We start from the raw sequence: 15067 nt of genomic DNA on the forward strand, positions 1-15067 counted from the left end.
TTTAGCTTTTAAATTCCACTTTGTTTAAAATCAATCCAGAAGCAGGTGCAATAAAATCCATGACTTCTGTGCTTTCTGGTTTCAGAGAGTTTTCGATATAATTAAGATCGATCTCTCCTCTACCCAATTTAATTAAGGTTCCCATCATTAATCGAATTTGATTTCTACCAAATCCTTTCCCTTTGACTCTTAAAAGATATGTTGTTTCTGGAAAAAAATTAGCGGTATAAATCGTGTTTTCAGTTAATTCACAGTTTAGGATTGTCCTGATGTATTTACCTTTATCTGTGGCTCTGTAACAATAAGGCTTGAAGTTATGTGTTCCGTTAAAAAGTAGTGCGCCTTTTTTCATGAGATCAATATCTAACTCATCTAGAATTGTTGTCAATATTGGTGCGCAAAATGGATGACATTTTTGTCCGAATGTAAATAAGTAAACATATTCCTTAACCTTAGAATGCTGAATGATATTAAAGCTGTCATCAACCTCTTCAATTGCCAAGGCTCTTATATCTTGAGGGAGATTTTGATTGAAGTACTCTAAAAAGGTACGTTCATCCTCAATTTTCTCATGAACAAATAACTCAAAAGCAGATTCATTGGCCGATACCATTGCATCTGTCCGACCAGAACCTAAAGTTTTAAAGGTTTTTCCTTCTAAAACATAATTCAAGGTTCTATCAACCATAAAATGAATGGTTTTCAATTTTGGTTGTTTTTGCCAACCATGAAATCGGTATCCTAAATATTGGATTTTTATGAGATAGTAAAATCGCTTATCAAACATAATGGCAAGATTACTATTTTTAAATGGATTACAAAATAAATCAAGCTTAAAGCAAAACAGTCACAACAAAAGTCGTGACTGTTTTTAAAATATCTAAAAACTATATTATTTTATGATCAGTTTCTTTGTTTTTGTAAAGCGCTCATTCTTCACTTTTATAATATAAATACCTGAACTTAGTGTAGTAACATCAATAGTATTAAAAGAATTATTAGACTCAAGGTCTTTTGACAATACCAACCTTCCTTGAATGTCATAAAGTTCTGTTTTTGTTTGATCAAATAGTTGTCCTTTGATATGAATCAAATCTAACTCTTGATTTACATAAATCAGTAGCTTTTCCAGAACATTTTGGTTAGTTGATAGGGTTTCAGCAGAATATCTCAAGAAGAATCGCCCGATACCTATCATGCCGCTGGTTAACACAAAGCTATAATTTTCGTTATTCAATAAGGTTAAGGTGTTTTCTTGGGTATCTTCTAAATAGACATTAACATTACTTGGAAGCGAAGAATTTCCATCAATTTCAATGGTTAAAGGAATGCCTGGCTGCGCCTTAACACCCAACGGAACCACTACGTCATTAAAGTCATTATATGGTAAGGATTGAATGGCAATATCCAAACCTTCATTGTCTTCGATAAGATTGGTGAAAATTGAGAATTCACCAGCAATACCTTGGTAAGAACCAGCATCAAATCCATCGTCCAAACCTCTAGTAGCTCCATCTAAAAAGTAAATATTCGTATTGGCTTCCGTTTCAGAGCTAGATAACTTGAGTTTGCTTAAGGCAATATTGATACTGCTAGCAGATCGACCTAAAATAAAATCATCATCAGAACCTGTTCGTCGCATACTCGTTGTAAAATCGACTAAACCTCCTCCACTTTTTGCTTTAACAAAAAAGGCTTGTCCTGGAGCGATAATTTCAGTAATAGAATTATCCAATATACTAGCTTGGTTCCAAACGGTCCAACCATTTAAAGCGTCACCATCATATCCATATATGGCTTGATACGCACTGGCAGAATCGAACTGTGATTGGTTGGCGACAAAGAAATCATTAAAGTCCAAATAGCTTGAGTATGGATTCCCAATTAGATTCCAAGCATCACCTGCAGCTGCATCAGAAATAGGAACATCTAACACATCGGAACTTAAAACAGTTCCAGTAAACGTTAAGGCGCTATTGTCGGTGGAAGCCGTTCTATAACCTACTCCAGAAGTTATTACTGTTCCTGAGTTAGCTGAGGTGTCATAATTTTCATAAGCACCTGTTGCAGTATTATAAGGTGCAAAAGCCCTAAGAGTTCCAGATGCTGGCAAATTTGGATTATTTGTTTCGAAAGCACCAAACGTTTGTCCAGATAAAGGAGCTGAAATTAAATCATTTGTTCCAACAGGGCCAACCTGTGCCGCATGTCTATTATAGTTTACCGTTCCAATGAGTGTTCCATCTAGAATAAGACTAGAATATTGTTGTGATGTAGAGTTTAATTCTGTAGTTCCAGTTGTAAGCGTCACACCAGAATTGACCGTTACGGAAGCACCTCCAGAAACGGTTAACTGATTACATTGCGTATTCGCTGAAAACGTAACATTACCTGAAACCACATCTATATCATCTAACATTGTAGAAACACCTGTAGGATCACTTGGAAGCCAACCATTGTTAAAGGTATAAGTTGTTGCAGAAGCTGGCATCACATAGATGGTATAGTCTTCTGATTGTCCATATACCAAAGAAGCATAGCAAGCCGAGTTTATAAGTCCGGGACCATATCTATCATCTAAATCTTCAATAATACGTAACCTCACATAATCACCATAAGGAATAACTGTTGGGTAGCTCAAAACAAAAGGCTCTATAGTATAACCTGCTATATCCTGAACATAGGACTGTTGTTCAGCGTCATCATCAAAATCACCATCATCATTCCAATCTATCCAAACACCAACTTGATTAAAGTTAGGACCCACTCCAATATTTAATGTATTTGAGATTGACGCATCTATTTCAAAATAATTAGAACAATTACCTGTTAGATCAATATTTCCACCATCAACTCCATTGGTTGAAGAGCCAAACGTGACACCGTTAAGTTCCACACTAAAAATTCCTGCGAAATTATTTGAAGCTGCAGTGTTAGTTGTACAAGCAGCAACAGGAGCAGCAAAGGTCGGGTCTACAGGATCACCTCCTTTAGAATTACTGATAGATGTTCCTTCCATAGCAGCTCTAACTCTTGTTTTTTGATCATTGGTTAGCAAATCAGTACACCAATAATAACTCATAATATTATTGATGGTATTGTCATCAACCCAAGCACTTCCTGTACATGAATTTGTTGATGGACAAGTACTGGTTTCCCTTAAATGTGGAACCGTATCGGCACAACCATCACTATCTACACCAACTGTAACATCTGGTGGACATTGGTCTGAAACACCATCATTATTAGCATCATCTCCTTGAAACGTATGGTATAAATGAAAGTAATGACCAACTTCATGAACAACTGTACTATTATCTCTTGCAAAATTTAAAGGCCATGAAGGATTCGCATTGGTAGGATCATACCCAAAAACACTATGCATCATTACGGAACCTTCATAAGCATTTCCATTAAAAAAGTTAGCATATCCTTGAAAGCCAGAGCCTCCATTGTTACCATCAATTTCAGTAACGATCCATACATTGAAATAGTCTGTTTCTGGCCAACGACTTAAATCTTTAAGCGTGGTTTCGTCTGCACCTGGACCAAAAAACGCCACACCATTGGCAGCATAACCAGTGACGCCTGAGGCATCTATTCTATTGATTCCAGTTGTGGCATTACAATTTGGGTCACGCTGAGCAAGGGTAAATTCAATTTCAAAATCTATAGGACTTGAAGGTGTTAAACCTCTATAAAAATCATTAAGATTATCAATACTACTCTGTATTTGAGCATCAGAGATATTGGTACCAGTTCCAACAGATTCCCCTAAGTGTAAAACATGAACAACAATAGGAATCTGAATCAAATTACTCCCATTTCTATTCAAGAAAGATTCAGAGGCTATTCGCTCTTTAATTTTTGCTTCAAAGGCATTTTCTTGTTCGACAAATGCTGGATTCTGTCTCAGTATATTTCTTTGAGTATCAAATGCACATTCTTGCGCTTGAATGGTTACTGAAAATAGAATAAAAAAGAATAAAAAAAGATATGATTGAGGCTTCATAAATTTGTATTTAGTTGATTATTAGAGCTAAAATAGATTAATTCGCCATAATAGCAAGCCTAAAATAGAATTTTTTTACTATAAAATGCACATTAATTAGATGATTCGTGTCTTTTGTGTAATACTTTTACTACATTTTGAATAGAAAAGCCCTTGAATTTGAGTAAAATCAGTAAATGAAATATGAGATCTGCACTTTCATTTAAAAAAAGATCATCATTTGAATCTTTGGCTTCAATGATAGTTTCTACAGCCTCTTCTCCAACTTTTTGAGCAATTGCATTAATACCTTTCGAGACTAACGAATTAACATAAGAATTAGAATTTTGTTCAGAATTCTTTCGTTCATCAATAATTGATTCCAATTTTGTTAGAAATCCATAGGTTTGAATATTATTTTCATTCCAGCAAGTATCTGAACCATTGTGACAAGTTGGACCCTGAGGTTTGACTTGCAGTAGCAAACTATCATTATCACAATCTAGTTTGATATCTTCTAATGTGAGCGTATTACCACTGGTTTCTCCTTTGGTCCATAATCGCTTTTTAGACCTACTGTAAAATGTCACTTGTTGCGTGCTAATGGTTTTGTCTAAGGCTTCTTTGTTCATATATCCAAGCATCAACACCTTTTTAGTTACTGAATCTTGGACTATTGCAGGCACTAAGCCATTATTTTTTTTGAAATCTACTGTCATAATCTTATGTTTATGTGGTGTTGTCTTAATTGTTTTTTTAATTGAATTATATCAATATCTTCGAAATGGAAAACACTAGCAGCCAGTGCTGCATCAGCATTTCCCTTTTGGAATGCATCAACAAAATGCTGAATCGCTCCAGCACCACCTGAAGCAATGATTGGAATATTGACGCGCTGTGATAATTTTGATAAAGCGTCATTAGCAAAACCTGATTTGGTCCCATCGTTATTCATTGATGTAAATAAGATTTCGCCTGCACCTCTCGCTTCAACATCTTCAGCCCATTCAAAAAGTGTGCGTTGTGTTGGTTTTGTACCTCCTGAAAGATGTACGATCCATTCATTATCTATTCGCTTTGCATCGATAGCAACCACTATAGATTGACTTCCGAATTTATCAGACAATTCATTGATGAGCTGTGGACGTCTTACAGCACTTGAGTTTACTGAAACTTTATCTGCTCCACAAAGCAGCATATCAGAAACATCTTTAACAGACGAAATGCCACCACCAACCGTAAATGGAATATTGATTTGTTCAGCAACCTTAAGAACCATATCATGCATGGTTTTACGGTTTTCCAAGGTTGCAGAAATATCTAAAAACACTAATTCATCTGCGCCTAGGTCTGCATATCGCTTTGCAAGTTCTACAGGATTACCAGCATCCTTCAGTCCTTTAAAGTTGACACCTTTCACGGTTCTACCATCTTTTATATCCAAACAAGGAATGATTCGTTTTGTTAGCATATTACAATTGTGTTTCTAAATCTCTTAAATTAATGTGTCCTTCGTATAACGCTTTGCCTATGATGGCACCTTCACAGCCCAAGTCCTCTAGTCGATTTAAATCGTCAATAGACCTAATACCTCCAGACGCAATTAGTTTGATGTGTGAGGATTGTTTTAAAATATTTTGGTATAATTCAAAGGAAGGACCTTCTAACATACCATCCTTGTCTATATCTGTACAAATCACATATTGGGCACCTTTGTCTTGATAGGATTCTATAAAGGACAAAACCTCACAATTACTATCTTCTTGCCAACCATTTACAGCTATTTTACCTTGATAACAGTCTGCTCCTAAAATGATTTTGGTTCCACCATACGTTGCCAACCATTTGCTAAACGTTTCAGGTGATTTTACTGCAATGCTGCCTCCTGTGATTTGTTTCGCTCCAGAATTAAAGGCTATATGCAAGTCTTCATCAGATTTTATGCCACCTCCAAAGTCTATTTTTAAGCTGGTTTTTGAAGCGATTTGTTCCAAAACTTTATAATTGACAATGTGCTGGGCTTTGGCACCATCTAAATCTACTAAATGTAAATATTGAATTCCGGCTGCTTCAAACTCTTTAGCAACTTCGAGTGGACTTTCACTGTAAATGGTTTTGGCATTGTAATCGCCTTTGGTCAATCTCACGCATTTACCATCGATAATGTCTATTGCAGGTATTATTCTCATAAGGCTATAAAGTTTTTTAAAATTTGTTCTCCAGCTGTACTGCTTTTTTCAGGATGGAATTGAACACCGTAAAAATTATCTTTCTGTAATGCCGAGGCATAACTAATGTCATAATGAGTGCTCGCAATCATTTCATTACAACATTCAGCATAAAAGCTGTGAACTGAATACATGTATGGGCTGGTATTTAAACCCTTAAACAGTTCTGACTTTAAATTTGTTATAGTGTTCCATCCCATTTGTGGCACTTTGACGCGTTTACTAAAGCGTTTAATCTTAGTATTAAAAATTCCTAGACCCTTTGTATTACCTTCTTCTGTATACTCGCACATCAATTGCATGCCCAAACATATACCCAAAACCGGTTGCTTTAAATTGGGAATCAAATCATTTAGTTTACTTTTTTTTAGCATGTTCATAGCCGAACTCGCTTCTCCTACACCAGGAAATATCACTTTGTCAGCTGCGCTAATTAGGTCTTTGTCTTTTGTTAAAATTGCATTTATGTCCAATCGTGCAAAGGCAAACTGAATGCTTTTAATGTTACCTGCACCATAATCTATTATTGCTACTTTCATTATAAAACCCCTTTAGTTGATGGTAAAATCATATTTTCAATATTTCGTGTGGTTGCCATTTTGATAGCCTTTGCGAAAGCTTTAAAAATGGCTTCAATCTTATGGTGCTCGTTTTGTCCTTCAGCTTTGATGTTAAGGTTGCATTTGGCACCATCAGTAAACGATTTGAAAAAATGGAAAAACATTTCCGTAGGCATTTTACCAATCATTTCACGTTTGAAATCAGCTTCCCAAACCAGCCAATTTCTGCCACCAAAATCTATGGCTACTTGCGCTAGGCAATCATCCATTGGCAATGTAAATCCGTAACGCTCGATGCCTCTTTTGTCTGCAAGAGCTTTACTGAAAACTTCACCCAGAGCAATAGCTGTATCTTCAATCGTATGGTGTTCATCAACATCTAGATCTCCAGAAACTTCAATCGTTAAATCTAATCCGCCATGACGTGATAACTGATCTAACATGTGATCAAAAAATGCAATTCCAGTATCAATGTTGCTCTTTCCTGTACCATCGAGGTTTAAATCTATTTTTATTTGTGTTTCGTTGGTTTGTCGTTCAATTGAGGATTGTCTTTGTCCTAATTTCAAAAACTCATAAATAGCCTTCCAACTTGTCGTTTCCAAAGCGATGTATTGTTCAAGAGCTTCCTTTTGTACTGTAATTTCATCAGTGCCAAGACCCCTTTTATCATTCATAAAGATGCCTTTTGTGCCAAGGTTTTTGGCGAGTTCCACATCTGTTAAACGATCACCTATGACAAATGAGTTCACTAAATCATAATCTTCAGAAAAATAACGCGTCAATAAGCCTATATTGGGCTTCCGTGTCATTGCGTTCTCGTTTGCAAATGTCTTGTCTATATATTGTTCACTGAATACAATACCTTGGGAGTCAAAGGTCCTTATCATAAAATTGTGAATAGGCCAAAACAAATTTTCTGGATAGACCTCAGTACCTAAACCATCTTGATTGGTCACCATCACAAGTTCATAATTTAATTCTCTAGCAATCCTACCGAGATACTCAAAGACTTGAGGATAGAAGTCTAATTTTTCAAAACTATCAATTTGCTCATCGGCTGGTTCTTTAATCAAAGTACCATCTCTATCTATAAATAATACGCGTTTCATGATATCGTTTTTAAAGTCTTTATGAGTTTTAAATTTTCTATTGCTGTACCCACTGTTATTCTTAGGCAATTATCACAACCAGGTTGCGAAGTTCTGTTTCTTACCACGATTCCTTTGCTTATCAATTCTGTATAACGCTTATTGGCGTTATCTACTTTAATCAATAAAAAATTGGTATCTGATGGATAAACAATCGTAATCCAAGGTATTGCATCTAATTCTATTTTTAACCATTCACGTTGTTCGATAATGCGCTTGATTTCAGTTTGGATAATTTCTGTTTTCGAAAGTCTATCCAATGCTTTCATTTGTGTTAATACATTGATGTTGTATGGCAGTTTAATGGAATTTAAAATTGAGATGACGGTTTCTGAAGCAAAACACATTCCTAATCTAATTCCTGCCATTCCATAGGCTTTTGAAAAAGTTTGTAACACGATTAGATTTGGAAATTCATCGAGCCTATTCAACCAACTCTCTCTTTTGCTGAAATCAATATAAGCTTCATCAATAACTACAATGCCATTAAAATTTAGAATGAGTGTTTCAATAGTATTTGTATTAAAGTTATTTGCAGTTGGATTGTTGGGTGAGCATAAAAACAAAAGCTTTGAGGATTCATTTTGATTCTCAAGAATCTTACTTACCTGAGGTTCAAAATCTGAATCCAATTCAATAGAAACTACTTCGATATCATTGATTTGCGCTAAAACCTCGTACATTCCATATGTTGGAGGCAACGTTATTACATGATCTTTTCCAGGGTTACAAAATGCTCTAAATAATAAATCCAATAGCTCATCACTACCATTTCCTAAGATTATTTGGCTGGGTGAAACATTCTTAAGTTGCGAAATTCGCACTCTTAATTCAGTTTGCTTAGGATCCGGATAGCGATTCACAATAGAATTAAAAGGGTTTTCATTGGCATCCATGAAAACCATGTGTTCACTTTGACCAGCAAATTCGTCTCTTGCTGAAGCATACGGTTTTAATGTGATGATATTATCTCTTACCATACTTTGAATGTTGAATTCTCTAGTTATCATTTCAAATTGTTTTTTAAATCCTTTAAACGAATCGTCACGGCATTTTTGTGAGCTTGCAAACCTTCAGCCTGTGCCATAGTTTCAATGGCATTACCAATATTCAAAAGACCATTTTCAGATATTTTTTGAAAGGTGATGCTTTTCAAAAAGCTATCTAAATTGACACCAGAATAGGCTTTACTGAAACCATTTGTAGGTAAAGTGTGGTTTGTTCCAGAAGCATAATCGCCAGCACTTTCAGGTGTAAAATTTCCTATAAAAACAGAACCTGCATTTTGGATGCCTTGAACGAAAAAATCATTGTTGTTAGTACAAACTATAAAATGTTCAGGCGCATAAGCATTGATCAATCTTAAAGCGTCTTCATTGGTGTTGACATAAATACATTTAGAATTTTGAATCGCTTGAGCAGCAATATCTTTTCTGGGTAATGCTTCACGTTGTAAAATAATTTCACTTTTGACTTCTTCAATCAACTTTTCAGAAGTTGAAACCAATACGACTTGGCTATCGAGACCATGTTCTGCCTGACTTAATAAATCGGATGCCACATAACTTGCATCAGCTGAATCGTCAGCCATAACCAACAATTCACTCGGTCCTGCTGGCATATCAATAGCAACACCATATTTTGTAGCTAACTGTTTGGCCACTGTAACGAATTGGTTTCCTGGTCCGAAAATCTTATACACTTGAGGTATGGTTTGTGTTCCAAAGGTCAACGCTGCAATGGCTTGTATACCACCAACTTTAAACACTTTTGAAACACCACAGGATTTTGCTGCATATAAAATTTCATTAGCTATATCACCATTTTTATCTGGAGGTGAACACAAAATAATGTCTTGGCATCCTGCAATTTGTGCCGGAACAGCCAGCATCAATACAGTTGAAAGTAATGGCGCTGTACCACCTGGAATGTATAATCCAACTTTCTGAATTGGACGCTTTTCTTGCCAGCACTCTACACCTTGCATGGTTTTAACTCTTACACGATCTGTTTTTTGAGCGCTATGAAAAGTTTCAATATTTGATTTGGCGATAGCAATAGCTTGTTTTAAGTCCGTAGAAACTTTTGAACACGCTTTATCAAATTCTGCTTCACTGACTTGAAAGGAGTCTAATTTAACTCCATCAAATAAGTCTGTATACTTTTTAATGGCTCTATCGCCTCGTCGTTGCACATCGTTAAAGATCTCGTTAACGGTATCTTCAATATTATCTATACTTTGTGTTGGTCGCTTTAACAGTTCTAACCAATCTTCTTGTTTTGGATTTTTAATAGTTGTGATCATAGTACCATGTTTTCTATTGGACAAACCAGGATTCCTTCTGCCCCATTTCGTTTTAATTCGTCAATGACTTCCCAAAATTGATTTTTATTGATAACAGAGTGTAATGAGCTCCATCCTTCTTTGGCTAAGGGTAAAATTGTCGGACTGTTCATTCCTGGAAGAATGTTTTGAATGATTTCCAATTTTTCATTCTGAACATTAAGTAGCACATACTTGTGTTGCTGCGCTCTTAAAACTGATTTCAACCGAAACTGTAACTGATCTAATAACGTCTTATTCGCTTCAGTTATTAAAGGTGAGATTGCGAGAACCGCTTCAGAATTTAATAATACATCAACTTCCTTTAAACCGTTTTTAAATAAGGTGCTTCCACTGGAAACAATGTCTACTATAGCATCTGCCAAACCAATATTTGGTGCAATTTCAACAGAACCATTGATAATATGTAGGTTAGCATTAACTTGATGTTGCTCTAAAAATGTTTTTACTGTATTGGGATATGAGGTTGCGATACGCTTTCCTTCAAGATCTTGAACCGATACATATTTTTTTCCTTTAGGAATAGCGACAGAGACACGACAGGAAGAAAACCCTAATTTTTCAATAACAGTAATGCCATTTCCTTTTTCTATCAAAACATTTTCGCCAATTATGGCAACATCTACAACACCATCTTTTAGATATTGTGGTATATCTCCATTTCGCAGATAAAAGACTTCCAAAGGAAAGTTTCTTGCAGACGCCTTGAGTTGGTCCCTTCCATTGTCAATGGAAATCCCAATATCCTTTAAAAGTTTCATGGAATCATCATGAAGACGACCTGATTTTTGTACAGCAATTTTTAATTTACTCATGTAATGGTTTATTGTGTTTGAGTAAATTCTTTCAGGTCTGTTTCTCAATATGTACAAAAGAAAAAACCGTCTGAGAACATACTCAAACGGTTTTTAAATATCTTGACTTTATTCAACACATTTTCATCTCGCCTGAGTGCCAGATAGAAAATGATGATGATGTAATTGAATAAAACTCATAATTGTTTTGTTGTAACAAATTTTGCAAAATAAAATTTAAAATTCCAAATAGGAAGATATTAAATACCTGTTAAAATTATTGATTCCCTAAAATTATAGGCATTCCAGAGTCACCAGAACCAATGACAACAACCTTACTGTTATTAGATTCTGATAATTTAATGGTAGCTTCAATACCTTTATCCTGTAGAATTTTATCTGTTAAAGATGCGCTTAAAATTCTATTGGCATCTGCTTTACCTTGCGCTTCGATACGTTGGCGTTGCGCTTCTTTTTCAGCAGTAACCAATCTAAATTCGTATTCCAAGGATTCTTGCTCTTGCTTTAATTTACGTTCGATGGCATCTTTAATCGTAGGTGGCAAGGTGACGTCCCTAACAAGTATTTCATCTAAAACAATGTATTGGTCATCAACGATTTTTTTGGTTTCCTCAAAAATTTCACGTTGAATCGCATCACGCTTACTTGAGTATAATTGTTCTGGCGTATAACGTCCCACAACACTACGAGCAGCAGATCGAATAGTTGGTAGAATAATTCGGTTTAAGTAGTTCTCTCCAATCTCCTGGTGTAATTTTCCAAGGTTGGCTTCATCAGGCTTATACCACGCTGAAGCATCTAATTGAATGTCTAATCCGTTAGAAGACAACACCTTCATTTTTTCAAAAATCTCTTGACGTCTCACTTCATAAACATAAACCTTATTCCATGGTGCTACAATATGAAACCCTTCACCTAAAGGCGGCTCATCGGTAACGACTCCTCCTCCAAATGTTTTATATAGAACACCGGCTTCACCAGAACCGATAGTCACAGCAGATTTTGCTAAAAGTATAAGTAGTACAATTGCGCCAAAAACAACTGGTAGTGCAATTTTTGGTAATTTTTCCATAGTTTTTATTTTTAAATTAGTCCGTTATATTTTCTGATAAACCACTCCAAGGCCAAACTCAAAACAAGCAAACCGAGTAAGTATTTCCAATCTATCAAAGGTACGATTTTTTTACTGCTTTTTTGGACGGTTTTAAATCGAGAATCAGAAACTAAGTCTGATACCAAGTTAGCCGTATTATCAATGAAGTATGCATTTCCATTACTGTTTTCAGCAACATTTGTCAGCTTTTCAACATTGGCATTTAAAAACTGCTGTTCAACATTATAATCTAATACCTTGAATGAACCTGATGATGCAACATTAGCGTTTGAAGCACTGACCGTAAAATCATAATCTCCAGCTTCCAATCCGCTAAGGTCGATTTCATAATTGGTATTTTTTAAGACAAATGGATACGTCGTAGTAGCATTTGTGAGTTTATTTTTTATTTGGATATTTAGATTCGTATTGGCATCAAATTCATAATTTTTATTGAAGTACTGAGCTGTAATCTTAACATCATCATTCCCATTGTAAAATGACTCGTAATTAATACTGAGTCGAGTCCGACGTTGCTTAGAGCTTAGATATTGTACGATTTTTCCAATAAAATTATCAAACGAATTGAAGGATTTCTGATCTAAATAATTTTGGGCTCGCCATTTCCAAATGCCTTCACCAAAAAGAACAGCCTCACGTTTAGAATCAATTTCATAAGTTACCAATAGAGGTTCATCTAATTGTGTTCCATTTACGGATTTATACATCAAAGTTTGATATGGTACGCTAAAAGATAGTTCACCAAACTCTGATGTTATTGGAGGGAAATTTTCAACATCGAGCGCATCAATAATAAAAGTGTTATAATTTTGATTGATGACTGGCAGGTAATTTTCTTTCTGCAGTGTTACTTGCTGCTTGAAATGGTTTTGATTTTGATGTAGTAAGGACCAATTCGTTTTTGGACCAGCTACGATAAATGAATTCAATTTCAATCGGTTTATTTCAACAAAAACTTGTTTAAAGCTATTAGTTGGTTGATATACTACAATCATTTGAAAATCATTAGATTGATTTAAAAATGTATTTGGATTTAAAATTTCAGCTTTACGTTGCTGATTACTCTCAATAGCTTTTTTAAAGGCTCCTAAATCTGGATGCAAAATATCTGAAACAATAGCCACATTTGTTTTTTGATCAATAACTTCAACCGCAAAATCCTTTACATTGTTAACCTTGTTTTTTTCATTTTCAATTGGAACAATTTCTGCTTTAAAACTTTGAATGCCAACTCTATTTGCAGGTAATGTAAAAGATACAATTTCAGATGTTTTTGTTTTACTGAACGTCAACGGTTGAGAATAAACGACTGTACTGCCTGATGTAATCTTCAAAGACGTATTTATATTGGAATTACCACTATAGGTAGCAATAATTTCTATGGGAAACTTATTTTTTAAATACACATAGCGATTCACATTTAACTGTTCAATACGCAAATCGGTATAGGTTATGGTATCACCTAAGATTACAGGAAAAACCGACTGTTTGAATCGATTGGTCAGGTACTGATAATCATTTCCGAAAGTTTGGTTACCGTCACTAATCAAAACCGTTGGAGACACTGAATTGCTATACACTTCAGATAAACGATCAAATACTTGAGAGATATCAGATTGTCGCTCATCAAAATTTAGGGAGTCCACTTCACGGAATGATTTTCCGAAGCTATAGTATTCTACATTAAAGGCCTCATTAAGTTCTGTACTTTGCTTTAAGCGTTCAATTAGCTCAGCAACATTTTGATCTTGATTGAGATATGCAATTGACTCAGAATTGTCTACGGCAATGATCAGATTAGGCTTTTCATCAAAATAAGATACCTTATTAAACTTTGGATTGATTAACAGAAGTAACACCAAAAAAATGCTGAAGAACCTAAGAAATGTAAGCATCCATGTTGTCTTAGAGCGATTCTTTGACTTATATACATACTGAAAAAGCGCTAATACTAGCGCTATAATTCCAGATAATATGATATAAAAAATGACTTTTTCCTGCATTAAAAGCTAAGCTTTCATAAAGTTTTAATAGATTCTTTTTTATAGAAATCCATTGATTAGGTTAACATGCCTCCATCCACATGAAGTGTCTGACCAGTAACGTAAGCACTCATGTCACTTGCCAAAAACACACAAGCATTGGCTATATCTTCTGGAGTTCCTCCACGCTTTAAAGGAATGGCATCACGCCAACCTTTAACTGTATCTTCATCAAGTTTAGCGGTCATTTCCGTTTCAATAAAGCCAGGTGCAATCACATTACTTCGAATGTTTCTAGAGCCTAATTCCAGAGCTACCGATTTCGAAAATCCGATAATTCCTGCTTTTGATGCCGCATAATTCGTCTGTCCAGCATTTCCTTTAACACCAACAACAGAACTCATATTAATTATCGATCCCTTGCGTTGTTTTAACATGGTACGCTGTACGGCTTTCGTCATATTAAAAACCGACTTCAAATTGACCTCTATAACCTTATCAAAATCCTCTTCTCCCATACGCATCAAAAGGTTGTCTTTTGTAATTCCAGCGTTATTAACCAATATATCAATGCTACCAAATTCAGCTAAAACATCATCAGCCAATTGTTGTGCTTCCTCAAAACTTGCTGCATTACTCTGATATCCTTTGGCCTTGACACCCAAATCGTTCAGCTCTTTTTCCAAAGCATTTGCTGCTTCAACAGATGAACTGTATGTAAACGCCACATTGGCACCATGTTGCGCAAAAATTTCAGCAATACCTTTACCGATTCCTCGACTCGCGCCAGTAACGATAGCTGTTTTTCCTTCTAGTAATTTCATGAATGATTGTGTTAAAATAGTTGGTTTTCAAATATAGGAAATTGAACTTGTACCATAT

13 protein-coding genes are annotated in these 15067 nt (G+C 35.3%); all 13 read right to left on the minus strand.

All coding sequences use genetic code 11. The features are described 5' to 3' along the window. Position 1 precedes the first annotated feature (1 nt). The 13 genes from AB9K26_RS09440 to fabG all read right to left on the minus strand — a co-directional run bounded on the left by AB9K26_RS09440 (position 2) and on the right by fabG (position 15009). Positions 2-787 (minus strand): tRNA pseudouridine(38-40) synthase TruA, encoded by a 786-nt coding sequence (locus tag AB9K26_RS09440; RefSeq protein ID WP_369972317.1) that lies wholly within the window; start codon positions 785-787, stop codon positions 2-4. Between the two features lie 105 nt (positions 788-892). Next, the gene (locus AB9K26_RS09445; protein WP_369972318.1) at positions 893-4012 is read right to left on the minus strand and encodes a T9SS type A sorting domain-containing protein; all 3120 of its coding nucleotides are present in this window, start codon (positions 4010-4012) and stop codon (positions 893-895) included. A gap of 92 nt (positions 4013-4104) precedes the next feature. After that, positions 4105-4710, minus strand: coding sequence for a bifunctional phosphoribosyl-AMP cyclohydrolase/phosphoribosyl-ATP diphosphatase HisIE (gene hisIE, locus AB9K26_RS09450; protein WP_369972319.1), 606 nt, complete (start codon positions 4708-4710; stop codon positions 4105-4107). Next, complete coding sequence (hisF, locus tag AB9K26_RS09455; protein WP_369972320.1) at positions 4707-5462, minus strand: imidazole glycerol phosphate synthase subunit HisF; 756 nt, start codon at positions 5460-5462, stop codon at positions 4707-4709. The genes hisIE and hisF overlap by 4 nt, the downstream gene beginning before the upstream one ends. Before the next feature lies 1 nt (position 5463). Next, a complete protein-coding gene (hisA, locus tag AB9K26_RS09460; protein WP_369972321.1) occupies positions 5464-6180 on the minus strand; it encodes a 1-(5-phosphoribosyl)-5-[(5-phosphoribosylamino)methylideneamino]imidazole-4-carboxamide isomerase in 717 nt (238 codons plus the stop codon). Then, entirely contained in the window at positions 6177-6758 is a 582-nt protein-coding gene (hisH, locus tag AB9K26_RS09465) for an imidazole glycerol phosphate synthase subunit HisH (RefSeq protein ID WP_369972322.1), read from the minus strand. Before hisH ends, hisA begins: the two co-directional genes overlap by 4 nt. Beyond that, the gene (hisB, locus tag AB9K26_RS09470) at positions 6758-7891 is read right to left on the minus strand and encodes a bifunctional histidinol-phosphatase/imidazoleglycerol-phosphate dehydratase HisB (protein WP_369972323.1); all 1134 of its coding nucleotides are present in this window, start codon (positions 7889-7891) and stop codon (positions 6758-6760) included. The genes hisH and hisB overlap by 1 nt, the downstream gene beginning before the upstream one ends. Next, entirely contained in the window at positions 7888-8940 is a 1053-nt protein-coding gene (hisC, locus tag AB9K26_RS09475) for a histidinol-phosphate transaminase (RefSeq protein WP_369972324.1), read from the minus strand. Before hisC ends, hisB begins: the two co-directional genes overlap by 4 nt. Next, positions 8937-10232 (minus strand): histidinol dehydrogenase, encoded by a 1296-nt coding sequence (gene hisD, locus AB9K26_RS09480; RefSeq protein WP_369972593.1) that lies wholly within the window; start codon positions 10230-10232, stop codon positions 8937-8939. The genes hisC and hisD overlap by 4 nt, the downstream gene beginning before the upstream one ends. Beyond that, positions 10232-11089 (minus strand): ATP phosphoribosyltransferase, encoded by an 858-nt coding sequence (gene hisG / locus AB9K26_RS09485; RefSeq protein ID WP_369972325.1) that lies wholly within the window; start codon positions 11087-11089, stop codon positions 10232-10234. The genes hisD and hisG overlap by 1 nt, the downstream gene beginning before the upstream one ends. A gap of 256 nt (positions 11090-11345) precedes the next feature. Continuing rightward, the gene (locus AB9K26_RS09490; RefSeq protein WP_369972326.1) at positions 11346-12161 is read right to left on the minus strand and encodes a prohibitin family protein; all 816 of its coding nucleotides are present in this window, start codon (positions 12159-12161) and stop codon (positions 11346-11348) included. 11 nt (positions 12162-12172) lie between these two features. Then, positions 12173-14098 carry a VWA domain-containing protein gene (locus tag AB9K26_RS09495; RefSeq protein WP_369972327.1) on the minus strand — a complete coding sequence of 642 codons (1926 nt, stop codon included), beginning with the start codon at positions 14096-14098 and terminating at the stop codon, positions 12173-12175. Positions 14099-14262: 164 nt separating this feature from the next. Beyond that, positions 14263-15009: a 3-oxoacyl-[acyl-carrier-protein] reductase gene (gene fabG, locus AB9K26_RS09500; RefSeq protein ID WP_369972328.1), complete on the minus strand. Its 747-nt coding sequence runs from the start codon at positions 15007-15009 to the stop codon at positions 14263-14265. Between the last annotated feature and the right edge of the window lie 58 nt (positions 15010-15067).

Origin of the sequence: Psychroserpens sp. XS_ASV72 (assembly GCF_041224425.1) — a bacterium.
Lineage (GTDB): Bacteria > Bacteroidota > Bacteroidia > Flavobacteriales > Flavobacteriaceae > Psychroserpens.

Coding starts and splice junctions, on each gene's coding strand:
- hisB (WP_369972323.1), bottom strand. CDS start 7,891: ATGAAACGCGTATTATTTATAGATAGAGATGGTACTTTGATTAAAGAA.
- hisIE (WP_369972319.1), bottom strand. CDS start 4,710: ATGACAGTAGATTTCAAAAAAAATAATGGCTTAGTGCCTGCAATAGTC.
- AB9K26_RS09490 (WP_369972326.1), bottom strand. CDS start 12,161: ATGGAAAAATTACCAAAAATTGCACTACCAGTTGTTTTTGGCGCAATT.
- AB9K26_RS09445 (WP_369972318.1), bottom strand. CDS start 4,012: ATGAAGCCTCAATCATATCTTTTTTTATTCTTTTTTATTCTATTTTCA.
- hisA (WP_369972321.1), bottom strand. CDS start 6,180: ATGAGAATAATACCTGCAATAGACATTATCGATGGTAAATGCGTGAGA.
- AB9K26_RS09495 (WP_369972327.1), bottom strand. CDS start 14,098: ATGCTTACATTTCTTAGGTTCTTCAGCATTTTTTTGGTGTTACTTCTG.
- hisF (WP_369972320.1), bottom strand. CDS start 5,462: ATGCTAACAAAACGAATCATTCCTTGTTTGGATATAAAAGATGGTAGA.
- fabG (WP_369972328.1), bottom strand. CDS start 15,009: ATGAAATTACTAGAAGGAAAAACAGCTATCGTTACTGGCGCGAGTCGA.
- hisG (WP_369972325.1), bottom strand. CDS start 11,089: ATGAGTAAATTAAAAATTGCTGTACAAAAATCAGGTCGTCTTCATGAT.
- hisH (WP_369972322.1), bottom strand. CDS start 6,758: ATGAAAGTAGCAATAATAGATTATGGTGCAGGTAACATTAAAAGCATT.
- AB9K26_RS09440 (WP_369972317.1), bottom strand. CDS start 787: ATGTTTGATAAGCGATTTTACTATCTCATAAAAATCCAATATTTAGGA.
- hisC (WP_369972324.1), bottom strand. CDS start 8,940: ATGATAACTAGAGAATTCAACATTCAAAGTATGGTAAGAGATAATATC.